Consider the following 12,266-nt stretch of genomic DNA (forward strand, 5'->3'; position numbering starts at 1 on the left):
ACGAACTCCCTCACTTTTCTTTGACTGGTGTGCTGTCTGCCACCTTGAAGCGCAATACGCCAATCAACTGGCCGTCTTCGGTGAGTACCCGGACCTGCCATTTGCCCGCCGGGTTGCCGGGGAAGTTCTGCTTGTGGGTCCAGGCCCGGTAGCCTTCCTTACGCCCACCGTGGATGTCCAGCGGGATGCGGTCGACCTCTTTGCCGTTGAACTGCCACACATGATAAATCCGCTCGTCGAGACCACGCGGGGCGTTGATCGCGGTATAGGCGTACAAGCCACCGCCGCGAATCTGCTCAACGCTGACCTCGTCGAGGCTGGCACCGGGCGTGCGGTCCTGCATCTGTGTGCTGATGGCCACGTCAGTCATCCACAAGGTCGCCGGCGGCACCCATGAGCGCAGCACCCAGCCAACGCCGCCGATGCCTACAGTGATACACAAAATGGCCAGGGCATTGCGCACGGTGCGAATCGGGAAGATCGACGCCAGGCTCGGGAACGACAGCAATACGGCGATCCCCAGCGCCCACTTGAAACTTTGTGAGGTGGTCAGGTGCATGATCACCGGCAACGCCGTGAGCAGGGCGGCGAACAGGGTCAGCGTGTGCAAAGCCAGGAACGCCCAGCGCCGGGGCGCCAGCCATTTGTAGTAGAGCGGGTCGACAATGGAAATCAATGCCGCGATGCCCAAAAGCCCGGTAAAGAACAACTGGCCGCTGTTCCACGTCGTGGTGATGAAAAAGAACGGCAGGACGAAAAACAGGCTTTCCTGGTGGATCATCTGCGTCGCGTAACGCAGCAGCGGCTGGGGGATTTCCCGTTTGAAGATTCGCGTGAACAGCTTCGTCAGGCTGTTTTCCAGCATCAGCCAGATCCAGCTGATCAGCATGATGGTGGTGATCCAGCTCGCCAGGCCCTGCTGGCGGTCGACCAGAATGAAGCTGCCGACCCCGGAGACAAAACCACCGAGCGCAATGACCCCGGGGTAGCGCTTCATCAATTCGAGGATGCGCTGTACGAAGAGGGTCAGGTTCGGCATTCGGCGGTTCACACCAGTCGTAGGAGAAATCCCTGACAGGTTACCGCTGGCGCGTCGGCGTGGCGAGCGCTGCCTCAGGCCACGAATCCCGTAGCCGCTGCCGAAGGCTGCATTCGGCTGCGAAGTAGCCATGAATTCGTTATCGCAGATTTTTCTCAGAGACCGCGATGCATGGTGTACGACTGCTGCGCAGCCGAACGCGGGCTGCGCCAGCTGCTACACGGTTCGTGTTGATCGTCGGTGTAATTGCCATCCCAGCAGGATCAGGACAATCAACCCCATCCCTCCAGCAATCACCCACAACACCTGATCATCGCTAAGCAGCGGCTTCTCGATCCGCACATACCCCGGCTGCAGGAGCAGTTCGCGCATCGCCTTGTTCGCCTCGGCGAGGGAGACCGCTTGCAGCTCCTTGGCGGGATTGGCGAAACGGCCGTCCTCGTAGTCGCCCAGCGCGCTCCAGTAGTAATCCGCCAGCGCACTGTTGCCTTGCACCGCCCAGGCCTGGCGGGCCATGGCGGCCTGTTTGAGGCGGTTGAAGGTCTCGGCGTTCAAGCCGTCCTTGAGCAACTGAGCCTTCAAGTCATCCAGCACCGTCAGGGCCTCGTCCACGTCGTCGCGGTCAAGGTCGGCATTGAGGCTCATGAAGCCAACGCCACCGAACACCTCACGCTCGGCCCACGGTCCATAGGACAAACTGTGCGCCAGCCGCAACTGGCGATACAGCGCCCAGTCCAGGTAGTCCTTGAGCAGGTCGAAGGTTACGTCGTGCTGATCTTCCAGCACCGGCTCCGGCACCAGCCAGTGCAGCTTGGCCCCATCACCCACGAAACCCCGCGTGAGAACGCGCTCGTGAGCGGCGCTGGCCTGAATTTGCGGTAGCGGCGGGTGGCTGCCGGGTTCGATCGGGACCAACGTGCCGTAGGTGCGTTCCAGATAGGCCGGCAGCAAGCGGTCAAGGTCACCGACCACGATCAGCGTCATGTTGTTGGGCGCGTACCAATCCTGGCGGACTTTCTCCAGTTGTTCGCGGGTCAATTGATGGACTTCTGCACGCTCGGAGCATTTGAGCCCGAGTTCCACGGCCAACTGCTTGCTGGCGGTGTGACCCAGATCCTGACGATCCAGCCAGCGCTGCAAGTGCGTGTAGTGACCGCCGTCTTCGCGCTCGACCACTTGCTTGGCGGCGTTGATGGCATTGTCGTCAAACCGGGTTTGAGTCAGTAACGCCAAGAGCAAATCGAGGACTTTGCGCTGGTTTTTCGCCGGGGCTTCGATCACGAAGGTGGTGTCGGCGTTGCTGGTGAAAGCGTTCCATTCGCCACCCAGCGCTTGCATGCGTTCCTCCAGACCGCCTTCGCCGCTGGCGTCGATGCCGCTGAACAGCAGGTGTTCGAGCAGGTGCGGCAACTCTTTTTCCGCGCAGTTGAAATCGTCGATGCCGACGCCAACCACCAGCCGGATCGCCACATGCCCGCGTTCGGCACCCGGTTTGAGCAGCAATTGCAGGCCGTTGCGCAGGGTATAACCCTCGACCTGGAAACGATCCAGAGCAAACGAAGGGAGTGAACCGAGCAACAGACAGGCGAACAGCAGACAACGCATAACGAGCTTCCATACGGCTAGCGTGAGTTCAACAGACTTCGGGCCACGGTGGACGTTCAGGGAGAATGCGTGATGTCCGTTAAATCGTCGACCACCAGCGCGCCGGTATCGGATGTTTCCAGCACCACGTAGGCGCTGCTGCAAAACAGCGAATTCAGACGCTTCATGTCGGCAATCAACTCCAGGTGCAACGAACTGGTTTCGATACTCTGCACGATCTTACGTTGCAAACGGCTGACATGAGCGTGGGCCAAACGCCGTTCCTGCGCGCGAAAGCGACGTTTCTCACGGACCAATTGGCGGGCGCTTTCCGGGTCCGCACTGAGGAATACCGACAAGCCCAGGCGCAGGTTGGCAATCAATTGGCTGTGCAATCCCGCCAGCTCTTCCAGGCCGACTTCGGAAAACGACCGGCGTTGCGAGGTTTTCTGCTGCTGGACCTTGCGCAGCATGCGTTCGATGAGGTCGCTGGCGAGTTTCAGGTTGATCGCCAGTTCGATGATTTCCGCCCAGCGTCGGCTGTCCTGATCGCTGAGGTCTTCGCGGGGCATTTGCGCCAGATAGAGCTTGATCGCGCTGTAGAGCGACTCCACGTCTTCCGCCAGGCGACGCACTTCTTGGGTCACGGCGGTTTGCTTGCCATGCAACACGTCGAGCATGGCTTCGAGCATGTTGTCGATCAGGTCGCCCATGCGCAGGGTTTCCCGCGCCGCATTGGCCAACGCCAGGCTGGGAGTGGCCAATGCCGTGGGGTCCAGGTGCCGGGGTTTGGCGGTGCCGTTGGCTTGCGGACGCTCCGGCAACACCCAGGCACAGAACCTGGCCATCGGCCCGACGGTGGGCAACAGGATCAGGCAGCGCGCCGTGTTGTAGAGCAAGTGGAAGCCAATGACCATTTCCTGAGGGCTGAAGTCCAGGCCGTCGAGCCAGTGCACCAGGGGGTCGAGCACTGGAATGATCAGCACCAGGCCAATCAGTTTGTACAGCAGGCTGCCCAATGCGACCTGGCGCCCGGCGGCGTTCTGCATGCTGGTGCTGAGGAACGCCAGGATACCGCTGCCGATGTTGGCGCCGATCACCAGGCCGATGGCCACGGGCAGGCTGATCACGCTGGCGCCGGCCAGGGTCGCGGTCAGCAGGACTGCCGCGAGGCTGGAGTAGGAAATCATCGCGAACAGCGCACCGACCAGGGCGTCGAGCAGGATGTCGCCGGTCAGCGAAGCGAAAATCACCTTCACGCCTTGAGCGTGAGTGATCGGCGTCGCCGCCTCAACGATCAATTGCAAAGCGAGAATGATCAAGCCCAGACCGATCGCGACGCGGCCCATCTGGCCCAGTCGGGTCTGTTTGCGCGAGAGAAAGAAAATCACCCCGAGGAAAATCAGCAACGGCGACAACCAGGACAGGTCGAAGGTCAGCACCCGCGCCATCAGCGCTGTACCGACATCCGCGCCGAGCATGGTCGCCAGCGCCGGTGTCAGCGCCATCAGGCCCTGACCGACAAATGACGTGACCAGCATGGCGGTGGCGTTGCTGCTCTGCACCATCGCGGTCACGACGATGCCGGAAATGAACGCCAGCCAGCGTTTGGACATGTTCTGGCCAATGACGTGGCGCAAGTTGGAGCCGTACACCCGCAGGATGCCGGTTCGGACGATGTGCGTGCCCCAGATCAACAAGGCCACGGCGGAAAGCAGATTGAGCAGGGTGAGCATACAGACCCCCTGTGGTGTAGCGCCCCAAAGGGGCAAATTGGCGGTGCCGCGCGACGATCTACGTTCTGTACTTAAGCTGTAGTTGGCTAACGGTCTGGGCGCCAGCATCGCATAGCTAAAGAGGTGATTGAAACAAAACTGTCATGAAAACAGGTTTCTGCAGACATGAAAAAGGGGACCCCAAGATCCCCTTTGACTTCATCATCTGTAGCAGCTGCCGCAGGCTGCGTTCGGCTGCTACAAGAGCGGTTACTGGCCCGGAATGTCCTTGCGCAGTTTCACCGGGTCCTGCTGTTTGCGTTTTTTCGCAATCGCGGTGCGCATCTTGATGTTGATCGCTTCCACTGCCAGCGAGAACGCCATGGCGAAGTAGACGTAGCCTTTCGGTACGTGCACGTCCAGGGATTCGGCAATCAGCACGGTACCGACCACCAACAGGAACGACAGCGCCAGCATCTTCAGCGACGGGTGCTTGTCAATGAAGGCGCTGATGGTGCCCGCGGCCAGCATCATCACCAGAACGGCCACGACAATCGCCGCCACCATGACCGGTACATGGGACACCATGCCGACCGCGGTGATCACCGAGTCCAGCGAGAACACGATGTCGATGATCGCGATCTGGATGATGGTGTACAGGAAGTTGCCGCCCTTGCCCGAAGGTTCTTCGTTGCTTTCGTCTTCACCTTCCAGTGCGTGGTACATCTCTTGCGAGCTCTTCCACAGCAGGAACAGACCACCGAAGAACAGAATCAGGTCACGCCCGGAAATACCCTGACCGAACACTTCGAACAGATCGGCGGTGAGGCGCATGACCCACGTGATGGACAGCAGCAACAGGATTCGCGTGATCATGGCCAGCGCCAGACCGAAAATCCGGGTGCGCGCCTGCATGTGCTTGGGCATGCGGCTGACCAGGATCGAAATCATGATGATGTTATCGATACCCAGGACGATTTCCAGGGCGGTCAGGGTGAAGAAGGCAACCCAGATTTCAGGGTTGGTCAGCCATTCCATGTGTATTCCTTTGAGCGATTGTTAAACCACAACGGGCCCGGACTTCAAACAGCGAAGCCTGGACCCGGAGCGGTGAGTCTTGGGCTTATAGAGTGCTGAACAGCGGAAAAATCCCCATCAGCAATGCAGCAACCAGTATGCACATGCACACCAGCACTGCCCACTTGAGGGTGAAGCGCTGGTGATCACCAAAATCGATCCCGGCCAGGGCCACCAACAGGTAAGTCGATGGTACCAGCGGGCTCAACAAGTGGACGGGCTGACCGACGATCGAGGCACGTGCCATTTCCACCGCGGTTATACCGTAATGGCTGGCGGCTTCGGCAAGTACCGGTAACACGCCGTAATAAAATGCATCGTTCGACATGAAGAAGGTGAACGGCATGCTTACCAGTGCCGTGATCACGGCCAGGTACGGGCCGAGGAAATCCGGAATCACCGACAGCAGGCTTTTCGACATCGCATCGACCATACCGGTGCCCGACAGGATACCGGTGAAGATACCGGCGGCAAAGATCAGCCCGACCACTGCCAGCACGCTACCGGCGTGGGCCGCCACGCGATCCTTCTGCTGTTGCAGGCAAGGATAGTTGACGATCATCGCGATACTGAACGCCACCATGAACAGCACCGGCAGCGGCAACAGGCCGGCGATCAGGGTGCACATCAGGCCCAGGGTCAGGGCGCCGTTGAACCAGATCAGCTTCGGACGACGGGCATCCGGGAACTGCGAGACGCTGATTTCGCTGTGGTCGATCTCTTCGCCCACCAGGTGCAGCTCACCCAGACGCGCACGCTCACGTTTACCGTAGAAATAGGCGATGGCCAGGATCGCCACCACACCGGCCGCCATGGCCGGAATCATCGGTACGAAGATCGCCGAGGGGTCCACGTGCAGCGCACTGGCGGCACGGGCGGTCGGGCCACCCCATGGGGTCATGTTCATCACGCCACCGGCGAGAATGATCAGACCGGCCATGATCCGCGGGCTCATGCCGATGCGGCTGTAGAGCGGCAGCATGGCGGCTACGCAGATCATGTAAGTGGTCGCGCCGTCACCATCGAGGGAAACGACGAGCGCCAGTACGGCGGTGCCGACCGAAACTTTCAACGGGTCGCCCTTGACCATTTTGAGAATCTTGCGCACGGCCGGGTCGAACAGGCCGGAGTCGATCATCAGGGCGAAGTACAGAATCGCGAACATCAACATCACGCCGGTCGGCGCGAGTTTAGTGATGCCTTCGAGCATCATCGGGCCGATTTTCGGACCGAAACCGCCGAACAGGGCGAAGACGATTGGAATGATGATCAGGGCGATCAGCGCGGACAGGCGCTTGGTCATGATCAGGAACATGAACGTGATGACCATGGCGAAGCCAAGGAAAGTCAGCATGGGAATACTCCAGGCGTAGCGCGGCTAGGGAATGAGCGGATCGGCGATCAGCGCAGAACGGGAAGCACGAGACGTACGGGCGGAGTTGCAGCGAAACGGCGGATAGAAGAGGACATCAGAATCACCATTGTTGTTGTTAAATGGGCTGTGCGAGCGATAAAACGCTGGCATTGGCCGACCGGTCTGTTGCCGGTAGTGGGGCGATCCTAATCGGGGAAGCTTTCAGCCAGCTTTCGCCGATGAAAGCATTGACCGGATGTGCAACCGGTCGTCGGAGCAACTTGATGCCTTCGCGCACATTGCGCCACGAAACACACCTGTAGGAGCTGCCGAAGGCTGCGATCTTTTGATTTTTGAAAGCAAGATCAAAAGATCGCAGCCTTCGGTGGCTCCTACAGAGGCATACGGATCAGGAGGAATCAGCATGGCCAAAATCCATACAGGCGGTTGCCACTGCGGCCAACTGCGCTATCAATTCAGCGGGCCGCTGCACGATATCGCCCACTGCCATTGTTCGATTTGCCGACGGGTCAGCGGCGGTATCGTGACCACTTGGATCACCGTACCCGCCTCGGCCTTTCAATGGCTGGCCGGGACACCAGCGCAGTACGACTCGTCAGCCACCTGCGCACGCTATTTCTGCGGCCGCTGTGGCGCGCAACTAGCGCTGATAACGCACCTGAGCCCAGAAAGCATCGACGTGACCATTGCCACCCTCGACCATCCCGAGCTGGCGCCGGCCGAGCGGCACATCTGGATCGACAGCCGCTTGCCGTGGTTGCACCTGGATGAGCATCTGCCCAGCGAGCCGGAAGAAACCCTCTGATCAAAAAACAGACAGGTTTAGCGGGCGGACCGCCCCCATCCAGATCGCATGCTCGGTGTGGTCGAGCAAATCATCGCCGGTGTCCGGGTGCAGGAACACTACCAATCCCTTGCGGTTGAGCGCCAGCCACGGCAGCACCTCGCCGATCAACTCTGGTCCGAACGCCAGTTGGCAGCTCCAGTCCGGATGCGGCCCAACCGCACGCTCGTGGACGCGGCCCATCTTCAGCGCGAACAACTGCGCCGCTCGTTCACACAAGTCCCGCGCCTGATCGATGGTGCCGGCGTCGAAATACACATGGGCGTGATAACCCTTGATCCGTTGCATGTGAATCCCTCTAAAACTCAGTCGAACCCTTGTCGCGCCATGCATGTCACACGCCATATACGCAGGAAACAAGGGAGTTCAGCCATGAAAAACGCCGAAACGCCGGTGGTGAAAGTGGTGCTTTATGGTGCCATGAGTAGCCTGGGCAGTGCGCTGATGGCTGAAATGCTTCGGCGCCAACATGAAGTGATCGCCATTCTTGACGATCTGACGGCGCTGGCACCGCGTCCGGGTTTACGCGCCAAGACCGGGGACCTGTTCGATGCAGAACGGGTGAAGCAAAGCGTCGCCGGCAGTTCGACGGTTATCTGTTTATTGGACGCACCAGGCCTGCCGTTCAACAGTGAATACGTGGAAAAAACTATCGTGCCGGGACCGGTCGAACAGGTGTTGGCGGTAGATGCGCTGATCGATGGCATGCAGGCAGCGAACATCAGCCGATTGTTTCTGGTGGGGGATTTCGACGTGCTGGACGACCCGGAAACCGAGGACAGCCTGCAACGCCATGCTGCCGAGGAAATCCGCGAAGCGCTGCAAAGCAGTGCCTTGCATTGGACGATGGTGAATGCACCGCGCGGAGTGGCGGGTCTGACCATTGAGCACTTCAGCCAGGTCGCCGGCAATCTGGAACCGGGACTGGCCGAACCGCTCGAACGACTGGCCCGCACCGCTACGGGTATCGCCGATGAAATGCACCTGAATTTGCACATCGGCGAGCACGTCAATTTCATCGCGACTTCATAGCATTTAAAAGATCGCAGCCTGCGGCAGCTCCTACATGGAATGCGTACCCCTGTAGGAGCTGCCGCAGGCTGCGATCTTTGATTTTCAAACCGCAATCGAAGGCAACGCCAACCCGTTGAGCGATTGGGCACTGCTGGCCTGCTCGGCCATCAGCCAATCGACAAACTGCTGGATCAGCGCCCCACGTCGTTTGCGCTGGGGCAAAACCACGTAATAGCCCAGGCGTGACATCACCGTTTCGGCGATTGGCCGACACAACAAATCCTGCGCCAGCAAGTTATCCACAAGGTGCCGCCAGCCGATGGCAACGCCCTGGCCGCCAATTGCGGCTTGAATCAATAGGGTGTAATTGTCGAAGCGCAACTGGCCGGGGGCCGGGGCCGAGGTGATACCCAACTCACGAAACACACCGCTCCAGTCAAACCAGTTACTGCTGTTCTCGCCGCGCAGGTGCAACAGTGGAAGTTCCAACAACGCCTGAGCAGGCAAGGGCAGGGCACGCTCGTTCATGAGTTGCGGGCTGCACACCGGAAACACTTCCTCGCTGAACAGCCAATGGCTTTCACCCTGCTTGAAACGGCCATCGCCGAACAACACCGCCACATCAATGTCCGTGCGCAGCATGTTATGGCTGCGCTCGCTGGTGACCAGGCTGACGTCCACCTGCGGATTGGCCGCATGAAAGCGGTGCAGGCGCGGCATCAACCAATAGGCCGCGAAAGCGAAATCGGTCGCCACTTGAAGCACTTCATGTTGCTGTTGTGCACTAATTGCGCTCAATCCCGCGTCGATATTCTGCAAACCGAGCTGAACCTGCTCGAAAAGTATCATCCCGGCTTCCGTCAGCTCGATGCCACGGTAGATGCGATCAAACAAACGGGTCGTCAACTGCTCTTCCAGCCGTTTGATTTGTTGGCTGATGGCGGGCTGGGTGGTGCCCAGTTCGTTGGCAGCAGCAGTGAAGCTGCGCTGGCGGGCTGCCGCTTCGAAAGCCCGGAGCAAATCCAGAGACAGGTCACCGAGGGCGTCATACATAAGCTGTGCTTATCCTAGTCATTGCCGCGCATGGGCTTTACCGCGAGAGGCATGGATTACATCCTCAATCCCAGCACTCTCGCATAAACATCCACTATGGAATGCCGCGATCACATGAAGCGCAAGAACATTCTTTTCATCATGGCCGATCAAATGGCCGCGCCAATGTTGCCGTTCTACGGCCCATCGCCCATCAAACTACCGAATTTGAGTCGCCTCGCCGCTGAGGGTGTGGTGTTCGACGCCGCTTACTGCAACAGTCCGCTGTGTGCGCCGTCGCGTTTTACCCTGGTCAGTGGTCAGTTGCCGAGCAAGATTGGCGCCTACGACAACGCCGCCGATTTCCCCGCCGACGTACCGACCTACGCCCACTACTTGCGTCGCCTCGGCTACCGCACCGCGCTGTCGGGCAAGATGCATTTTTGCGGCCCGGACCAGTTGCATGGCTATGAAGAGCGCCTGACCAGCGATATTTACCCGGCCGACTATGGTTGGGCGGTGAACTGGGATGAACCCGATGTGCGCCCGACCTGGTACCACAACATGTCGTCGGTGCTGCAAGCAGGCCCGTGCGTGCGCACCAATCAGCTGGATTTTGACGAAGAGGTGGTGTTCAAGGCCCAGCAATACTTGTTCGATCACATTCGCGAGGACGGCGATCAGCCGTTTTGCCTCACCGTTTCGATGACGCACCCGCACGACCCTTACACCATTCCCAAGGCATTTTGGGACCTGTACGACGATGCCGACATTCCATTGCCTGCAACGCCTGATCAACACGAACTCGATCCGCATTCCCAGCGCCTGCTCAAGGTTTATGACCTGTGGGATAAACCGCTGCCTGTGGATAAGATCCGCGATGCACGCCGCGCCTATTTCGGAGCTTGCAGCTATATCGACAGCAACGTCGGCAAACTCCTGCAAACGCTCGAAGATACAGGGCTGATCGATGACACCATCATCGTCTTCTCTGGCGACCATGGCGATATGCTCGGCGACCGCGGTCTCTGGTACAAAATGCATTGGTTTGAAATGGCTGCGCGCGTGCCCCTGTTGATAAGTGCTCCCGGGCAATTCGGCGCTGGTCGGGTGAGCTCCTCTGTATCTACCGCAGACCTGCTGCCGACGTTCGTCGAACTGGCCGGCGGCTCGCTGGAACCGGGCCTGCCGCTCGATGGCCGTTCGCTGGTGCCGCATCTGCAAGGGCAGGGCGGTCACGACGAAGTGTTTGGCGAATACATGGCCGAAGGCACCATCAGCCCGTTGATGATGATTCGCCGCGGTGCCTACAAATTCATCTACAGCGAAGACGACCCTTGCCTACTCTTCGACGTACACAACGATCCGCGCGAGCAGGAAGAACTCAGCCAGTCACCGCAACATCGCCAGCTGTTCGACGATTTTCTCGCCGAAGCGCGAGCCAAATGGGATATTCCGGCGATCCACCATCAGGTGCTCGCCAGCCAGCGGCGCCGACGTTTCGTCGCCGAGGCGCTGACCCTCGGCAAGCTGAAGAGCTGGGATCACCAGCCGCTGGTGGACGCCAGTCAGCAGTACATGCGCAACCACATCGACCTCGATGACCTGGAGCGTAAAGCACGTTATCCACAACCCTGCCAAAACCAATAATGTTAAGGGGAAGTCCATGCAAAGGTTATCCACAGTACTGACGGTCGGGCTCCTAGCTCTGGGCAGCGCATCGGCGTTCGCCGATCAATGCGAGACGGTGAAAATGGCCGACCCGGGTTGGAGCGACATTGCCGCGACCAACGCCATCACCGGGTTTCTGCTGGAGGGCATGGGCTACAAGGCCAAGGTCGACACCCTCGCGGTGCCGATTACCTTTGGCGGGCTCAAGGATGGCCAGGTTGACGTCTTCCTGGGTAACTGGATGCCGGCGCAGCAGGGCTTCTACGATAAATTCGTCGCCACCGGCGATGTTACGCAGCTGGCGAAAAACCTCGACGGCACTGAATTCACCCTCGCCGTCCCGGATTACGTGTGGGACGCGGGTGTGCATAACTTTGCCGACCTGAATAAATTCGCCGACAAGTTCGACAAGAAGATCTACGGCATCGGCTCCGGCGCGCCAGCGAACATCTCGTTGCAGGAAATCATCAAGAAAAACGATTTCGACATGGGCCAGTGGAAACTGGTCGAGTCCAGCGAACAGGCGATGTTGGCCGAAGTGTCCCGCGCCGTGAAAAAACAGAAGTTCGTGACCTTCCTCGGCTGGACGCCGCACCCGATGAACGTGCAGCTGAAAATGCATTACCTGAAGGGCGGCGAGAAATATTTCGGTGACACCGGCAGCGTCCACACCCTGACCCGCAAAGGTTATGCACAGGCCTGCCCGAACGTTGGCAAACTGCTGACCAACCTGAGTTTCACCCAGGAAATGGAAAACAGCATCATGGCCGAGGTGGTGAACAAGAAAGTCAGCAATGCTGACGCGGCCAAAGCGTGGATCAAGGCCAACCCGGCGGTGCTGGATAAATGGCTCGACGGCGTGAAGACCGTGGATGGCAAAGATGCCTTGCCGGCAGTCAAAGCCAAGCTCTGAAC

The 12,266-nt window shown here is 59.3% G+C and carries 11 protein-coding genes; 4 read left to right on the forward strand and 7 right to left on the reverse strand.

The genetic code is table 11. The features are described from left to right. Positions 1-10 precede the first annotated feature (10 nt). The 5 genes from KVG88_RS16700 to KVG88_RS16720 form a co-directional block, all read right to left on the reverse strand. On the reverse strand, positions 11-1,039 hold the full coding sequence (locus KVG88_RS16700; RefSeq protein ID WP_150702313.1) for a DUF5924 family protein: 1,029 nt from the start codon (positions 1,037-1,039) through the stop codon (positions 11-13). A 216-nt stretch (positions 1,040-1,255) separates the two neighbouring features. Then, the gene (locus KVG88_RS16705; RefSeq protein ID WP_217872056.1) at positions 1,256-2,644 is read right to left on the reverse strand and encodes a M16 family metallopeptidase; all 1,389 of its coding nucleotides are present in this window, start codon (positions 2,642-2,644) and stop codon (positions 1,256-1,258) included. 56 nt (positions 2,645-2,700) lie between these two features. Next, positions 2,701-4,359, reverse strand: coding sequence for a Na/Pi cotransporter family protein (locus tag KVG88_RS16710; protein ID WP_150702311.1), 1,659 nt, complete (start codon positions 4,357-4,359; stop codon positions 2,701-2,703). Between the two features lie 249 nt (positions 4,360-4,608). Continuing rightward, entirely contained in the window at positions 4,609-5,376 is a 768-nt protein-coding gene (locus tag KVG88_RS16715) for a TerC family protein (RefSeq protein WP_150702310.1), read from the reverse strand. Positions 5,377-5,461: 85 nt separating this feature from the next. Then, positions 5,462-6,769, reverse strand: coding sequence for a CitMHS family transporter (locus tag KVG88_RS16720; protein ID WP_150702309.1), 1,308 nt, complete (start codon positions 6,767-6,769; stop codon positions 5,462-5,464). 424 nt (positions 6,770-7,193) lie between these two features. On the opposite strand from KVG88_RS16720, the gene KVG88_RS16725 reads away from it, so the two are divergent. Next, positions 7,194-7,595 carry a GFA family protein gene (locus KVG88_RS16725; RefSeq protein WP_217872057.1) on the forward strand — a complete coding sequence of 134 codons (402 nt, stop codon included), beginning with the start codon at positions 7,194-7,196 and terminating at the stop codon, positions 7,593-7,595. Here KVG88_RS16725 and KVG88_RS16730 read toward each other — a convergent pair whose 3' ends face one another. Further along, positions 7,596-7,922 (reverse strand): DOPA 4,5-dioxygenase family protein, encoded by a 327-nt coding sequence (locus tag KVG88_RS16730; protein WP_217872058.1) that lies wholly within the window; start codon positions 7,920-7,922, stop codon positions 7,596-7,598. Positions 7,923-8,006: 84 nt separating this feature from the next. On the opposite strand from KVG88_RS16730, the gene KVG88_RS16735 reads away from it, so the two are divergent. Further along, entirely contained in the window at positions 8,007-8,666 is a 660-nt protein-coding gene (locus tag KVG88_RS16735) for an NAD(P)-dependent oxidoreductase (RefSeq protein ID WP_150702306.1), read from the forward strand. Between the two features lie 84 nt (positions 8,667-8,750). On the opposite strand, the gene KVG88_RS16740 is transcribed toward KVG88_RS16735, so the two are convergent. Next, on the reverse strand, positions 8,751-9,701 hold the full coding sequence (locus KVG88_RS16740) for a choline sulfate utilization transcriptional regulator (protein ID WP_217872059.1): 951 nt from the start codon (positions 9,699-9,701) through the stop codon (positions 8,751-8,753). Between the two features lie 114 nt (positions 9,702-9,815). On the opposite strand from KVG88_RS16740, the gene betC reads away from it, so the two are divergent. Together betC and choX are read left to right on the forward strand one after the other, a co-directional pair. Beyond that, on the forward strand, positions 9,816-11,330 hold the full coding sequence (gene betC, locus KVG88_RS16745; RefSeq protein ID WP_217872060.1) for a choline-sulfatase: 1,515 nt from the start codon (positions 9,816-9,818) through the stop codon (positions 11,328-11,330). A gap of 16 nt (positions 11,331-11,346) precedes the next feature. Beyond that, positions 11,347-12,264: a choline ABC transporter substrate-binding protein gene (gene choX, locus KVG88_RS16750; RefSeq protein WP_150702303.1), complete on the forward strand. Its 918-nt coding sequence runs from the start codon at positions 11,347-11,349 to the stop codon at positions 12,262-12,264. Positions 12,265-12,266: the final 2 nt, after the last annotated feature.

The organism is Pseudomonas azerbaijanoccidentalis (genome assembly GCF_019145495.1).
In the GTDB taxonomy this organism is placed as follows: Bacteria; Pseudomonadota; Gammaproteobacteria; order Pseudomonadales; family Pseudomonadaceae; genus Aquipseudomonas; species Aquipseudomonas azerbaijanoccidentalis.